The following is a 14,901-nucleotide window of genomic DNA, read 5'->3' on the forward strand; positions in this document are numbered from 1 at the left end:
GGGATCACAGCATGAGCGAAATCCGCAATGAATTAAAATACCTCTCCAGCCATGAGTGGGCGCGATTGGAAGAGGATGGCACAGTTACTATCGGCATCAGTGACCATGCCCAGGACGCTCTGGGTGATGTGGTATATGTTGAAACCCCCGAAGTGGGCAGCACTCTGGCTGCCGGCGACGAGGCCGGTGTAGTTGAGTCTGTTAAGGCCGCTAGTGATATCTACTCTCCGGTATCCGGTGAGGTAGTAGAGGTGAATGAAACTCTGGAAGAGTCCCCGGAGACCGTAAACTCCTCTCCTTACGATGACGGTTGGTTTTTCCGTATCAAGCCCAGTGATGTGAAAGAGCTGGACAATATGCTGGATGCCGATACCTATCGCTCGGAGTCTGAGGACTAATTCCTCACGCTCACTGAGTGCAAAAACCGCTGCTATTGGCAGCGGTTTTTTGTTTATAGATGGTGTTTATTCGGTACTTGCCGGGTGAAGGATACCTTTCAGACCTATTTTATGTAGGAATGCGCCGACGGTGTGCTCGATTTCCTCAGCACAATCCATTTGGATCACTTGTTGCAGTAGTAACTTGGTATCTGCTTGGCGTACCGCGCGCAGAGTTGCCTTTACTCGCGGTAGATTGGTGGCGTTCATCGACAGCATGTCGTAGCCCATGGCCACCAACAATAGGGCGCCCCCGGGTTCTCCTGCTAATTCTCCGCAGATGCCGACTCTGGTGCCCTCAGCGTGCGCGGTGCTGACAATCTCTTGCAGAGCACGCAGCACTGCGGGGTGTAGGGCGTGGTAGATATTGGCAACGCGACTGTTATTGCGATCCACAGCCAGTAAGTACTGAGTCAGATCATTGCTGCCCACTGAGATGAAATCAGCGCGCTCGGCTAATTCGCGAATCTGATAGATCGCCGAGGGCACCTCCACCATGACCCCGAGCGGCGGCATCTCAATTTCATAATCTTCTTCCAGAAGTTCCCGGTAGGCTCGTTCGATCAGTTTGCGTGCGGCTTCGAGTTCATTGAGCCCACTGATCATGGGCAGCATGATACGCAGGTTGTTGAGCCCTTGGCTGGCCTTCATCATGGCGCGCACCTGCGCCAGGAAAATTTCCGGGTGGTCGAGGGTTACGCGAATGCCGCGCCACCCCAGGAATGGGTTGGTTTCTTCAATGGGAAAGTAGGCCAGTGCTTTGTCGCCGCCTACATCGAGGGTGCGCATGGTTACCGGCATGGGGGCAAAGGCTTCGAGTTGTTCCCGGTAGATTTCCCGCTGTTCCTCCTCGGAGGGAAAGCGGTCGCGCAGAAGGAAGGGGACCTCGGTGCGGAACAGGCCGACACCCTCGGCCCCGCGCTCTAGGGAGCGAGTGACATCAGCCATCAGGCCGGTGTTGACCAGCAAGTGAACCCGGTGTCCATCGGCAGTTTCAGCAGGTAGTTCTGCCAGGTGATCCAGACTGTGGGCGAGCTGTTGCTCTTCGGCGACGATCTCGTCGTAACGGCGTTTGAGCTCTACGCCAGGATGAATGTGCAGGTCGCCGCGGTAGCCATCCACCACCATATCCACATCGTCGATAGTTTCGTAGGGCAGGTCTTGCACGCCCATAATCGCCGGCAGCCCCATAGCGCGGGCAATGATGGCCATATGGCTGTTGGAGGAGCCTTTTACGGAAACAGCACCGATCAGCTTCTCCCGCGGCACTTCGGCCAGCACCGCGGCAGTGAGCTCTTCCCCAACCAGAATGGTGTTGTCTGGATAATCGCGCTCGCTCTGCTGTTGCTGGTGTAAGTGGGTGAGGACACGGGCTCCCAAGTCTCGCACGTCGGCGGCACGGTCGCGGAAATAGGAGTCGGACATGGCCTCAAAACGGCGCACGTGTTCGAGCATGACTTCGGCCCAGGCCCTGGGGGCGCTCAGCTGCTGTTGAATACGATCGCAAACCTCTACGGCGAGAGAATCGTCGTCGAGCATACTGATATAGGCATCGAAAAGTGCGCGCTCTTCGCGGTTGAGTTCGTCTTTGAGACGCTCTCCCACTTCGCGAATCTCCTCTCTGGCGGAGGTGAGCGCTTGCCGGAACAAAATTAATTCCTCTTCGATGTCCAGGCACAGGGAGTAGGGCACGGTGGCCAAGTTGGCCCTGGGGGTGACAATATGGGCACGACCTATGGCGACACCTGGCGAGGCGGGAATACCGGAGAAGTGGGTTTCCTGGCGCTGTCGGCGGATGGTAGCCAACATGCCAGTGGCTTCGGCGTGAGCAATCACTCCGGCAAGCTGGGCAGAGAGGGTGACGAGAAAAGCTTCTTCACCTTCATCGAAACGGCGCTGCTCTTCCTGCTGGACAACTAGGACACCGAGCACTGCGCGGTGGTGGATTATCGGTGTGCCCAGGAAAGCGCTAAATCGCTCCTCACCGGTCGAGGGAAAATATTGGTAGGCGGGATGTGCCTCGGCCTTTTCTAGATTGATGGGCTCTTCGCGGGTGACCACATTACCAACCAGGCCCTCATCGGGTGCTAATTGCACCTGGCCCACGGCACTTGGTAGCAGGCCATCGGTGGCCATCAGGACATAGTTGCCGGTTTCTTTGTCGCGAAGGTAAACAGAGCAGACACGGGTGTGCATCACTTCGCGCACTCGCCGCACAATGATTTCAAGCACTGCCGGCAGGTCCCTGGCGGAGTTAACTTCCTGAACGATACTGCGCAAAGATCCGAGCAATGGCCTTTCCTCGCCAGTCAACGGAGAATGAATTAGGCCCAGGAGAGCCTGGGCTTGGTGGTGCTGGAGTGCAGCTGATGCTGCGGAATTACTCGCCCCGCTCGCGCAACCAGCGCCTTTCCAGCTGAATTTGTTGTGGGGCCAGTTCGGCCAGCGCGCGCCGATAAACCTCGCGCTTGAAGGTCACCACTTTACTGAGTGGGTGCCAGTAGCTCACCCAGCGCCAGTGGTCAAATTCGGGCTTATAGCCGTTGTCGAAGCTGATGCAAGACTCTTCGGCTTCTAACTTCAGTAAGAACCACTTTTGTTTCTGGCCAATGCACAGGGGTTCAGAGCGCCGGCGGATCAGGCGCTGCGGCAGGCGATAGCGCAGCCAGCCGCGGGTGCAGGTGATAAGACTGACCTGATCGCGTGTAAGCCCTACTTCTTCGTATAGCTCCCTATATAGTGCCTGTTCGGGAGTTTCGCCCGGATTTATACCGCCCTGGGGAAATTGCCAGGCGTCCTTGCCACCTACCCGCCGAGCCCACAGTGCCTGACCGCGGGCATTCAGCACAATGATACCGACATTGGGGCGAAAGCCCTCTGAGTCTATATTGCTGCTGTTGTCGCCACCCTGTCCCCGGTTGCGATTGTTGCTACTGGGGTTGTCGCTGCGATTTGACTGCTTGGCAGGCTTACGGCGGTTTCTTCGCCCGGCAGGTGCCGGTTTGCCGTCGCCCAAAATACCGTCCTCAATACTTTTGTGTGCGGCCGTGCGCTGCACTTACTTGTCCCGCATTGTTCCACAGAGGTGGGTTTACAGCAATTCAGTGACGCAGTCCGTGTGATAGGGGCGAGTGCGCGGTAAAATCGACCGCCACTCTAGTGGTGGTTGCTTTACCCTGGCGGTGAAATAGCCTTTGCGAATCTATAGTTTACGGGGGAGTTGGCGATGCACTTGGCAATTTTTGATCTCGACAACACGCTGATCGGCGGAGACAGCGATCACGCCTGGGGTGAGTTTCTGGTGGAGCGCGAGCATGTGGATAGCGAACGCTATCGTTTGAGCAACGATCGCTTCTATCAGGACTACCAGCGGGGTGAGTTGGATATCTTTGCCTACCTGGAGTTTGCCTTGGAGCCGCTGTCACAAATTTCTCGGGGTCAACTGGAGAATCTGCAAAGTGAATTTATGCAGGAGGTGATCAGTGAGTTGTGGCTACCGGCAGCGCAAGAGCTAATCGGTGAACATCGTCGCAAAGGACACCACATCATGATTATTACCGCCACTAACCGCTTTGTGGTGGAGCCGATTGCCGCCCGCCTGGGGGTGGATACCCTGTTGGCGACTGAGCCTGAAGAGCACGAGGGTCACTTCACCGGCCGTGTCGTGGGAGAGCCCTGTTATCAGGCTGGCAAGGTGTTGCGCCTGCGCCAATGGCTGGCGCAAAACCCTGAATACGCGGGTAGGGAGAAATGGTTCTACAGCGATTCCATCAACGATTTGCCTCTGCTCACGGAAGTGGAGCATCCGGTGGCGGTTGACCCAGATGCCCAACTGCGAGCAGAGGCGCAAGTGCGTGGATGGCCAATTATTAGCTTGCGCGATCAGGGCTAAATGGCGATTTTGGCCAAGAGAAAAGTGCGGCCTTGGAAAACATGAAAAGAGGAAGTGAGTGAACGGATATTGCCTTCGGTCTCTGGCCACAGCCCTATTGCTGGGAGTACTGGTTATCGTAGTTGGCTGCGAACAGCGAACCTCTCAGCCTTTAAAGGAACAGAAGCGTGCCCCAGAGGCCCAACAGGTTGATGAAAAGGTGGCCTCGGATCTCTCGCTGGCAATCTGGCAGGCGGGACAGGCTCAGGTATTGCACGCTCATGCCTCCGTGGAAACGTTGCGGAGAGCTGTCGATGCCTTGCTTGCCCAGCCCGATGAGGAGCAATTGGAGGAGGCCAGGCTGGCCTGGCTGGATGCGCACCGCGAGTTTGCGGCAACTTTGCCCTATATCCAACTGGCTTTTTCGCCCTCGGACCTGCGCAGTCAAGGGCGCAAGCTCTTATTGGCACTCGATAGCTGGCCCGCCCAGCCCGGTTATCTGGATACTGTGCCGGGTTATTCCGATAGCGGCATCGTCAACGACACCGCTATCGAACTGACTTTGACAAACCTGCGCAAACAACATCGCCTCACAGCACACGAAGAGGCGAGCACCGGCTTTCACGCACTTGAGGTGATGCTCTGGGGCCCCACAAGTGAGCGCATGGCGGAAGACTTTGTGGCAGTTAGCGAAGGAGAGAGGCCGGAGGCTTTGGCGGTCAATCGTCGCCGTGAACTAACCAGTCTGATTGCCAAGGGGATTGAAGAAGATATGGCCGGGCTGGCACGTCGCTGGCCCACTTCGGCCAATAACCTATCCCGTGAGTACCTAGCCCTAGGACCGGTAGCGCGATTGCAGCAGATTCGCGCAGCACATACCCAGGTGATTGATGAGCAGCTTTTGCGCCGTCTCCCCGAGGGCTCGGAGAGTGATGTAGAAAGTGGCCGCGCGGCAGACTCGAAGCAGGCGCTACTGGCAATTATGGCGACCTTGCAGTCTAACTGGATCCCCTCCGGAGGTGGTGGTCTGGCCGAGGTGCTTCTTGACCGCCATCAGGTCAATGCTTTGGAGGAGGCCTTTTCAGATTTTGAGGCCCTATTGTTAAAGATGGAGGATCCATTCGAGTTGGCAGAGCTTGGGCAGCTGGCCAAAGCGCGCAAGTTGTTGGAGCGGATGGCAGGTTTGATGACTGGTACCACAGAGGTGCCAGTATCGGAGAAGGATGTGATGCCAGTGTCTTTACCGGCCGTTGAGGGCTAAAGGAAATAAAAACCCCCGGCAATAGCCGGGGTTTTTTGTGAGATGTCTATAAGCTTACCAGCGACGTACAGGGCCTGTGTCCACGTGCACGAAGTTACTCTTCGGGTAATAGCCGACACCACCTGCCTTTAGGTTCAGCGCCGCCTGCCTCAGTTTTGACAGGGGTACACCGGGCATGCGGATATCTAAGGCCATACCGCGGGTATGGTAGCTGCGCTTGGCCACGCCCCGACCCGCAGCGCGTAACTTCGCATTGGTCTTGGGCGAACGGTACCCGGAGATAATCTCGATGGTACCGGTGTAATTGAACTTTTCCTTCAGCTTATACACGATATCAAATAGTTTCGGGTCCATGCGGGTCACTTCGTTAGCTCGGTGGTCCCGCAGCAGCTTATTGAACTGTTTCAAACCACCGTTGCTGTAGTTTCCGTTGCTCCAGTAGGCGGCCTCCAGCTTCTCCCCTGTGTGCAGGTTGCGCATCTTCAGGGTGCGGGAGCTACCTACTTTCGCGAAAGTCGGTCCGGCGCTGACCGCCGCCGCAGTTGCGCAGGTCACTGCCAGGAATCGACGTCTGGATGGATTCTTCATAATTCCGCCTCGTCGTTAAATCTCTTCGGGGTGCCCTTGATTGAGCACATCCGGGTACGGCGGAAAATGTACAAAAAATAACCATTTGTTACAAATTGTGACCTGCTAATTAGGAAATATTTGAAGGCTTTCGTTGGTAAATTTTTTTACGGATGCTACTCCCTTTGCGTTCTCGTAGCTGCTGGCGGGGGAATTAGCATTAGAAACAGGAGACAGCGTTGTCATTCAGTGGGCAAGCTTAAAAAATCATTTTTTTTGCGACTATTTAGTTTTTTTCCTAAAGCAGGGGCACTTTTTGGGGGGCGCCTGGGGCATTGTCCTATTTATCCCTGTGATAAATATCCCGGCGGAATTGAGGGCGCCCTTCGGCGTCTATCCAAGCTGTCATATAAACGATAAAGAGTTTAGGGGCGGGTTTGATGGCTACTTTTAGAGGTTCGTCCCCGGTTGCAGCCTCGGCGATGCGGGTCCTGTCCCACCCCTGGGTTTCTAGCAGGTTATAGGCCAATTCCTCGGGTTGATGCAGGCGCACACAGCCGTGACTAAAAGCTCTATGGTGCTCTGTGAACAGGCTTTGCGCCTGGGTGTCGTGTAGGAATATGGCCTGCTTATTGGGAATAACGAACTTCACTTTACCTAGGGTGTTATCTGGCCCGCTGACCTGGCGCATGGTGGCGTGGCCACCTGCGGCCCTCTCCAAGCTCTCATCGGTGATCGGGGAAGTTTTGCCACCGCGATACTGGATGACCCGATAACCGCGGCGGTGCATGGCTGCAGGGTTGTGCCGTGCTTTGGGGAGTAACTCTGTGATGAGGATACTGCGCGGCACTGTCCAGGTGGGGTTGAATACCACACTGGTAATGCGGGTGTGTAAATTGGGTGTGCGGCTGCTGTTCTTGCCCACCACGGTTTTCATATCCAGCTTGATACGTCCATCTTCCACCAATTGCAGGCGGTAGTTGGGCACATTTACCAGCACATAGCGCCCTTCTTTCTGAGAGGGAAGCTTGTCCCAGCGTTGTGCATTTCTAACCATCTGTTCAGCTCTCTCGATGGGAGAAACCGACAGGGCCGTGAGGGTTTCTCCCTCGGCAACACCACTTGGCACCAAGCCGTGGCGGCGCTGGAAGCGCTCAAGTGCCGACTGCAATGCGCTGTCGAAGCGCATAGGGTCCTTCTGTGGAGATGATACCGGGCCGGGTTGTCCACGATAATCGCCGTATAGTTCGAGCAGTTTGCGCAATTGCAGCACCCTCTCGTTCTTATCTCCGGCTTGCAGGGGGCCACCCTGGGGTATAGGGCGCCAATGTTTGGCTAGGTTTCTGTAATGCAGGGCTTCGCTGCGCAGCTGGTCTCCCATAAGGGCAATATCCAGAGCTGCAGCACCCTTGGAAGACTGGCCGCCGCTTATCGAGGCAGCCGAGGCAATGGCCACTGTCAGGAGAGCAGCTAACCCTAGATGGCGGGGATACCAAGCCATAGTGAACTCCCACCAGATTGATGATACTCAGCCACGACTGGCTCCTTTTCCGGCTTTGTCCCGTTGATAGATATCCGGGCGGAACTGCAGTTGGCCGTTTTCATCCACCCAGGCAGTCCAGTAGGCGATGTATACCGGTAAAGGGTTTTTCAGCGCTACGCCATGGGTACGACCGCTCATCAGCGCTCGCTCAATGCGGGCGTTGTTCCAGCGATTTTGTTGGGCGAGCATCATGCGAGCAAACTTCAGGGGTTTTTCCAGGCGTATGCAGCCGTGGCTGAAAGCGCGTTGAGATTTCTTGAACAGGTGTTTGCTGTTGGTATCGTGAAGGTAAATGGCGTGACGGTTGGGTATCACAAATTTGACCCGTCCCAGCGCATTTCCCGGTCCTCCTTTTTGCTGCAGGGTTACCTGGCCCCGGCGCACTGCGGCGACATTTCCACGGGTGAAAGGTACCGCCCGGCCGCGATGATTGATTAAGCGGTAGCCCTTGGCACTCAGTGCCGAGCTGCCCTTTGGCAGAAGCTCCCGTAAGGCGATATTGGGGGGGACTCGCCAAACTGGATTAAATTCCAGGCGTGTCATGCGCGTGGTAAGTTGTGGGGTCTTGTGCTTGGGCTTGCCCACCACCACTTTCATACGGAATTGCTCGCGCTCGTCGTCGATCAAGCGCAAGTTGAACTCGGGAACATTAACGACGATATAACGGGGCCCTAAATCCTTTGGGAGGTTTTCCCAGCGTTTAATATTGGCTGCCAGAATCCGAACCAGCTTATCCGGGTTAGTGTTGAGGCGACTGCGGGTGCGCTCATCCACCAGGGCATCCCCTTTTAGGCCGTGGCGGCGCTGGAATCGGCGCACAGCCTCTTGGAGGGGCTTGTCGTAGACGTCACCTGTAAGTGTTTCTTTGGAGCCTTTGCTGGGAAAATCCCTGGGGCGGAAATCGCCGTAGAGCATTAACAAGCTGCGCAACTGAGCTACTCTCGGTCCCCGGCTTCCCGGAGTAATTGGCTGTCCGCCATCCAGCGGTTGCCAATGATCCCCCTCGGCCAATGTCTGGTAGCGAGCCAGCTCCTCACTGAGGAGAGTGTACTGTCTGCCATAGGGGGAAAAGGGATCTCTCCCTGGCACAGGCAGATCAAGGTCTGCCCCTGCGCTCGCCAAGGACGGGGAGCTATCAACCCCCAGCACAAGGGCCAATATAAAAGCCATGGTGCCACTGTGGATTGATTTGCTCTGCAAGGAGGAGAGATAGCCAGCACCCATAAGTCACCCCAGTAAGCGAAATCGGATCAGAGAGACTGATCACCCTGCTCACATTGGTAACTTGTGACTCCTGAGCCCTAAATAATTTTGAGGAATGGAACGGGGCTATGCGCCGAGGAAAAAGACTATGGGGGGTTATTATTGGAGGCTAAGGGACGGCCCCGAAGGCCGCCCCATACTTGCTCAAAATTGATTGTCGCTCAAACCATCCTTGCGATAGATATCGGGGCGAAAATTCAGCCGGCCCTTTCCGTCCACCCAGGCAGTCCAGTAGGTGATATAGACCTTAACCAAGCGGACTAAGTCGACCTCGGTGGTCTTCTCTCCGACAGTGAGCTGGTCGATGCGCCACTGGTCCCAGTCACCCTGAGGGCGCAGAAGGGCCTCAGCCAGGTGGCGGGGTTTTTCCAGGCGGATACAGCCGTGGCTGTAATCCCTGTCTGTGAGAGAGAAGAGAGTGCGGGCGCGAGTATCGTGCAGGTAAATATCGTGTTTATTGGGAATTTCGAATTTCACTCGCCCCAAAATATTTTCCTCTCCACCCATCTGGCGCATAAGGAAAGACCCAGCACCGGCGGCTGACAAGTTACTAGCGGTCAGCGGCAGGTGTTCCCCTCTGCCATTGACGACTCGGTAACCCATGTTCTCCATGCCCGCAGGGTTCTTGCGTGCCTTGGGCAGAATTTCATTCACCAGGATACTGCGTGGCACTGTCCAGGTGGGGTTGAATACCACCTTGCTGACCCGGGTGGTGATCTCGGGAGTAGCGTGTTTCTTCTTGCCCACGACCACATTCATGGCCAGTTTTACCCGGTTGTTCTCCACATACTGGAGGCGGTACGCGGGTATATTCACCTGGATAAAGCGATCCCCAAGGCTGGCAGGAAGCTCTTCCCTGCGCAGGATATTCATCTCAACAATTTTTGCTCGCGCTGAGGGTGATAAGTTGAGTCGCTTGCGTGTGCCGCGGCCCACAATTCCGTCTGGCTTGAGGCCGTGGCGCTTCTGGAAGCGCAATAGCGCTTCATGCAGGCCCCGGTCAAAGCGGTTGGGGTCCCCTCCGCCATAGCTATAGCGGCTCTGATAGTCCCCGTAGAGGGTGAGCAATTCTCTCAGGCGGGCCACATGGGGGTGGCGAGCACCCATCGTCATCACCGGCCCCGGAGGTATCGGGCGCCAGCGGCCACTGTCGGAGATTCTGCGCAGGCGTTCCAGCTCGTTTCGCAGGGCATAGACGTCGCTACCGTAAGGCGTGTTTTCTTCGAAATAGGGCCCCTCACTGTTCTCTGAGCGAGCTGCCCTGGTTCTTTCCTGGGGATGACTATTGCGGCCCTGATTGTAGTAAACCCTGCTGCCGCCCCTGGTCGCTCCAGAGGAACCACTGTCACTGGAGGTGTTGTAGCGCGTGCGATAGCGGCGAGTGTCGGAAGGCCTTGAAGAGCTGCGTTGGTTGTCAGTGTTGTAGTCGCGGGAGTAGTAGCGACTGCGTGGTTTACTGCCGATCATGCGCGCCCGATCATAGCCGCGAAAGTACTTGCGTCCGCTGGGCTCGTTGGATGCCTGCTGTGGGGCATTGCCGAAGGCTACCATGCGAAATCCTTGGTGCTCCCGCAGAACCGGTGTAATTCCTCGGCGCGGACGGCTTTTGGGGGTGATTCTGTCGAGCTGGGTATCTTGTGCGTAAGAGACGAAGGCGTCTGTTAGCAGAATATCCAGTACTGCGGCCATTTGCAGGCGCTGGGGAGTGTCCCGTAAGGTGCGGTCGAAGTACCCCAGGTGGTAACGATAATCCACCATGCTGCTTGGATTGCCAGAGCTGGCAGCTGTTAGCTGCTTGAGGAGATCATTGGCGCTGTCACTCAGGTTGTAATTATCAAACCACAGCAGACGATAATTAGTACGCTGGTAAATCCTGCGCACTGCCGCCGGGTTAAAAATGGGATCTTGGGCCGGCCATGCGTCAGGGTTTTCCTCCAGCCAGTGCACCAAATGTGGGCGTACTGCACTCTCCGGCAATACTGGCACCGTTTTCTGGTTAGCGGAAAAGGCGTAATAGAGGATGGAGACACAGAGACTGCCTAGCACCAGCAGGGGCAGTAGTGATTTGCGTTTGCGCTGCTCTGGGTTGAAGTAAGACATGGTACCTCAGCGATACTGCAGGGGCCCGGTGTTGTCTTGTGGATAATGCCGGACGCCAGATCGTTCATACCTTCCGAACCTGTGGCGAGCCCATCCAGAGACTGTTAGGTGTCTAGCGTTGACTCGCACTTGTCATGCGTCCCGCGCGACTTCCTCTAATGTAAGACCACAATTGGCGTCACGCTTGCGCGAAACTCAACCAATCTCAGCCTGTGAAACTAAGTATGGCAATAAATGCGGAATTTGCTTGGCGTTTCTTTCCTCTGAGGATAAGAGGCTTGGTAATCTGTGATGAAGGCACGCAAATCTTAGCCCTTACCGCGATATGGTTCTGTTATTGACAGAAATTTGTCTGCTATGGCTTCGGGGCTTGGGCGATTAGATACGGCCAATTTTTTCAATAACCCCTAAAAACCCTACAGATTTCAGGGGCTTGGGATAAAGGATTCAGGGGATGGAAAAGTGGCGAATTGGCCCATACGGATTGCCCTGGGAAAAGCTCTGTTCCCATAACTGGGTCTGGCCATCCCGGTGAACTGCTATGAGGGTGCTGGCACGTGTGCCATAGCCTTGCAGAGTGTCGCTTAAATCTTGCCCGCCTGGCAGTTGATTCTTTCTCTGGGATATCTGCACAAATATTGGCGACAGGGCGCGCTCCATTGACAAACTCACGCCGGTATCTGGCAGCTCCGCATCTGCAGCGGGGGCCCTGTCCTGCAGCAGGTTGAAGGCCGGTTCAATAAAGTTCTCCCGGCCAATGGGGCCTTCAATTTGCCGTGTAATTTGTGCCAGCCCCGCCTTGCCCTTTTCCACCTTGGGCCAGGGAGCATCGGGTGCGCCATTGGAGATACCGTGTACTCCGGCAGAGAAAGCGAAGGGCTTATGCCTATTGCCCGCGCAGTATAGGGGGGGGGCTTTATCCAGTGCGAATAGCAGCGCATTAAAGCCCCGATAGTGCTGTCCTTCGAGTTCCCCTGCGAACTGCTCGGGGGAATCATCGCCGGTTAGGAATTTATAAGGAATTTCCCCGCGAGATAGGACTTTTTCAGGCTCTGCCCTTCCGGGCTCGCGGATATTGGTCACTGCGGCCACCCGCCGCGCAGAGATCCCTGCCCAGGTTCCGCCAGCCTGCAGATCCCGCCCAGCGACTATTTGTCTCCCCTCTGGCCCATTCTTCCAGGGTTCGGCGGGGGCACTCTTCCTGACGTAAAATTCATCTCTATTGGCGATAAGTAGCAGCGGGTAGTCGGGATGGCAACGGTAGGCAAACAACAGTAGACACATAGTGTTTTCCTGAAGGTGGGCTTTTAGCGCGCCTCTTTCGCTGGGGGGCGCTTTGCGACCATAATACGCTCTTCGCCAACAATCTCGATTCCCCCATGCTGACTTATCCAGAAATCAATCCGGTGGCCATTGCTATAGGCCCTTTAAAAGTACATTGGTACGGGCTGATGTACCTGTTCGGTTTCGTTGCTGCCTGGTGGTTGGCACTGCGGCGTAGCACTCGGCCCTGGTCTCCAGTTATTAAATCGGAAGTGGAGGACTTGATTCTCTACTGCGCTATCGGTGTGGTGGTCGGTGGGCGCCTCGGCTACATGTTCTTCTACAACTTGCCGCAGTTGATGGAGAATCCGCTCTCTCTGTTCAAAGTCTGGGAAGGGGGCATGAGTTTCCATGGTGGTCTGGTTGGCGTAATGTTAGCCACCGTCATTTATGCCCGAAAAATTGGCTCAACTTTCCCCGCGCTGATTGATTTTGTCGCCCCACTGGTACCTATCGGCCTGGGACTGGGGCGTCTGGGTAACTTTATCGGTCAGGAGCTCTGGGGCCGCCCAACAGAAGGGCCCTGGGGAATGGTCTTTCCCAAGGACCCGGAGCTGTTGGCCAGGCATCCGTCGCAGTTATACCAGGCCTTCCTGGAAGGGCTAGTGCTCTTCGCGGTGCTCTGGTGGTTCTCCAGCAAGCCGCGCCCGCGCCTCGCCGTTGGCGGTATGTTTGTGTTGCTCTACGGTATTTTCCGTTTCCTGGTGGAATTTGTCAGGGAGCCAGATGGTCATATCGGCTTCGACTTGTTCGGCTGGATGACTCGCGGCCAGCTTTTGAGTCTGCCGATGATTATTGCCGGTATCGCTCTATTGGTCTGGAGCTATCGTACCCAGCCGCTGCCCGAAGGGCGAGGCAAGGGTGGAAACAAAGAAAACCGTTCTCAAGTAAATGGCGGAGCCTAGTTAGAAATGAAGCAGTACCTCGATCTAATGCGCCATGTGCGCGAAAACGGCACAGTAAAAGGGGATCGTACCGGCACCGGGACCCTGAGCGTATTTGGCCACCAGATGCGCTTTAACTTGGCAGAGGGTTTCCCCTTAATCACTACAAAGAAGTGTCATTTGCGCTCCATCATTCACGAGCTGCTGTGGTTTTTGCAGGGAGACACCAACATTCGCTACCTGCAGGAAAACAAGGTGCGAATCTGGGATGAATGGGCTACCGAAGATGGGGATTTGGGGCCAGTTTACGGCCACCAGTGGCGCTCTTGGCCCACGCCTGATGGTCGTAAAATTGACCAGGTGGAAGAGCTGGTGCAGCAGTTGAAAACCCGTCCAGATTCCCGCCGTCTGATAATCAGTGCCTGGAATCCGGCGGACCTGCCCGATGAGGGCGTCTCCCCGGCAGAAAATGCCCGTGAAGGGCGCATGGCGCTCGCCCCTTGCCACGCCTTGTTCCAGTTTTATGTGGCGGATGGCAAGTTATCCTGCCAGTTGTACCAGCGCAGTGCGGATATCTTCCTTGGTGTGCCTTTCAATATTGCCTCCTACAGCTTGCTAACGTTGATGCTGGCTCAAGTGTGTAATCTTGAGCCAGGTGAGTTTATTCATACTTTTGGCGATGCTCACCTCTACTCCAATCATCTGGAGCAGGTTGATCTGCAGCTGCAACGGGAACCACACCCCCTACCGACAATGCACCTCAATCCGGATGTCAAAGACCTGTTCGCCTTCCGTTTCGAGGATTTCGATCTGCAGGATTACCAGGCGTATCCACATATTCCGGCTCCAGTTGCGGTTTGAATAGGAGAGACACTGTGGATACCCCGATTGCCTTAATCGCGGCTGTGGCCCGTAACGGTGCCATTGGCAGAGATAACGAGTTGCCCTGGCGTCTTTCTGGCGACCTGCAGTTCTTCAAGCGCACTACTATGGGCAAGCCTGTGGTGATGGGACGTAAGACCTTTGAGTCGATTGGCCGCCCGCTACCTGGACGTGTCAATATCGTGATTACCCGCAACCCTGATTGGCAGGCCGACGGTGTTGAGGTGGCAAGCACCTTGGAAGCCGCACTGGAACTTGGCGATAAGCACGCACAGGAAGCAGGGGCCAGCGAGCTGATGGTGATCGGCGGGGCACAGATTTATTGCCTCAGTATGCCCTATGCCGCGCGGCTCTATGTTACCGAAGTAGATGCTGAAGTGGCGGGAGATGCATTTTTTCCTGAAGTTAATGACTCATGGGTCGAAGTTGCACGAGAGTGTTACCCTGCTTGCGACAAGAATGAGTATAACTACGCATTAGTTCAGTACGACAGATTTAAATAAAAACAATTTGATTAAAAGTTGATCAATCTGTTAAATTCTGCGACAGCCAACACAGGGAATAGCGCCGTCAATGTGTGCAAGCGACCCGGTCTTGTTACCCGGTTGTTACTTTGCTACCCACGCGGGCCGATGCTGGCAATCGGCATTTGAATAATCAAATCGGCTGTTTACAATGTGCGGCTCTTAGCTGTCTTCTAACCAATGTTTTTAAAACAAAAGGACACCGCGTTGTGGCAGCTATCTCATCGCGACCATGTTGTGAAATAT

At 55.5% G+C, this 14,901-nt stretch carries 13 protein-coding genes; 6 read left to right on the forward strand and 7 right to left on the reverse strand.

Going from position 1 to position 14,901, the window contains the following annotated elements; genetic code table 11:
* Positions 1-11: 11 nt before the first annotated feature.
* On the forward strand, positions 12-398 hold the full coding sequence (gcvH, locus tag ACJJIT_RS00820; RefSeq protein ID WP_252083585.1) for a glycine cleavage system protein GcvH: 387 nt from the start codon (positions 12-14) through the stop codon (positions 396-398).
* Positions 399-464: 66 nt separating this feature from the next.
* Here gcvH and ptsP read toward each other — a convergent pair whose 3' ends face one another.
* Together ptsP and ACJJIT_RS00830 are read right to left on the reverse strand one after the other, a co-directional pair.
* Positions 465-2,729 (reverse strand): phosphoenolpyruvate--protein phosphotransferase, encoded by a 2,265-nt coding sequence (gene ptsP / locus ACJJIT_RS00825; protein ID WP_444882988.1) that lies wholly within the window; start codon positions 2,727-2,729, stop codon positions 465-467.
* A gap of 88 nt (positions 2,730-2,817) precedes the next feature.
* Positions 2,818-3,324, reverse strand: coding sequence for an RNA pyrophosphohydrolase (locus ACJJIT_RS00830; protein ID WP_252086035.1), 507 nt, complete (start codon positions 3,322-3,324; stop codon positions 2,818-2,820).
* 339 nt (positions 3,325-3,663) lie between these two features.
* On the opposite strand from ACJJIT_RS00830, the gene ACJJIT_RS00835 reads away from it, so the two are divergent.
* Together ACJJIT_RS00835 and ACJJIT_RS00840 are read left to right on the forward strand one after the other, a co-directional pair.
* Positions 3,664-4,329: an HAD family hydrolase gene (locus ACJJIT_RS00835; protein WP_444882987.1), complete on the forward strand. Its 666-nt coding sequence runs from the start codon at positions 3,664-3,666 to the stop codon at positions 4,327-4,329.
* Between the two features lie 58 nt (positions 4,330-4,387).
* On the forward strand, positions 4,388-5,569 hold the full coding sequence (locus tag ACJJIT_RS00840; protein ID WP_444887398.1) for an imelysin family protein: 1,182 nt from the start codon (positions 4,388-4,390) through the stop codon (positions 5,567-5,569).
* Positions 5,570-5,623: 54 nt separating this feature from the next.
* On the opposite strand, the gene ACJJIT_RS00845 is transcribed toward ACJJIT_RS00840, so the two are convergent.
* The 5 genes from ACJJIT_RS00845 to ACJJIT_RS00865 form a co-directional block, all read right to left on the reverse strand.
* A complete protein-coding gene (locus ACJJIT_RS00845; protein WP_252083581.1) occupies positions 5,624-6,157 on the reverse strand; it encodes a DUF882 domain-containing protein in 534 nt (177 codons plus the stop codon).
* 319 nt (positions 6,158-6,476) lie between these two features.
* The gene (locus ACJJIT_RS00850) at positions 6,477-7,637 is read right to left on the reverse strand and encodes a L,D-transpeptidase family protein (protein ID WP_444899638.1); all 1,161 of its coding nucleotides are present in this window, start codon (positions 7,635-7,637) and stop codon (positions 6,477-6,479) included.
* Positions 7,638-7,664: 27 nt separating this feature from the next.
* Positions 7,665-8,903 carry a L,D-transpeptidase family protein gene (locus ACJJIT_RS00855; RefSeq protein ID WP_444899639.1) on the reverse strand — a complete coding sequence of 413 codons (1,239 nt, stop codon included), beginning with the start codon at positions 8,901-8,903 and terminating at the stop codon, positions 7,665-7,667.
* Positions 8,904-9,086: 183 nt separating this feature from the next.
* Positions 9,087-11,042: a L,D-transpeptidase family protein gene (locus tag ACJJIT_RS00860; RefSeq protein ID WP_444899640.1), complete on the reverse strand. Its 1,956-nt coding sequence runs from the start codon at positions 11,040-11,042 to the stop codon at positions 9,087-9,089.
* Positions 11,043-11,489: 447 nt separating this feature from the next.
* Positions 11,490-12,326 (reverse strand): NRDE family protein, encoded by an 837-nt coding sequence (locus ACJJIT_RS00865; protein WP_444899641.1) that lies wholly within the window; start codon positions 12,324-12,326, stop codon positions 11,490-11,492.
* A gap of 95 nt (positions 12,327-12,421) precedes the next feature.
* Between ACJJIT_RS00865 and lgt the strand changes: the two genes are divergently transcribed.
* From lgt to ACJJIT_RS00880, 3 genes are read left to right on the forward strand one after another with little or no spacing between them, the layout of a single operon-like run.
* Positions 12,422-13,270, forward strand: coding sequence for a prolipoprotein diacylglyceryl transferase (gene lgt / locus ACJJIT_RS00870; protein ID WP_252083576.1), 849 nt, complete (start codon positions 12,422-12,424; stop codon positions 13,268-13,270).
* 6 nt (positions 13,271-13,276) lie between these two features.
* Complete coding sequence (locus ACJJIT_RS00875; RefSeq protein WP_444882983.1) at positions 13,277-14,110, forward strand: thymidylate synthase; 834 nt, start codon at positions 13,277-13,279, stop codon at positions 14,108-14,110.
* Positions 14,111-14,124: 14 nt separating this feature from the next.
* Positions 14,125-14,634 (forward strand): dihydrofolate reductase, encoded by a 510-nt coding sequence (locus tag ACJJIT_RS00880; RefSeq protein WP_444899642.1) that lies wholly within the window; start codon positions 14,125-14,127, stop codon positions 14,632-14,634.
* The last annotated feature ends 267 nt before the right edge of the window (positions 14,635-14,901 follow it).

The sequence above is a fragment of the Microbulbifer mixtoriginis (SeqCode) genome (assembly GCF_052467515.1).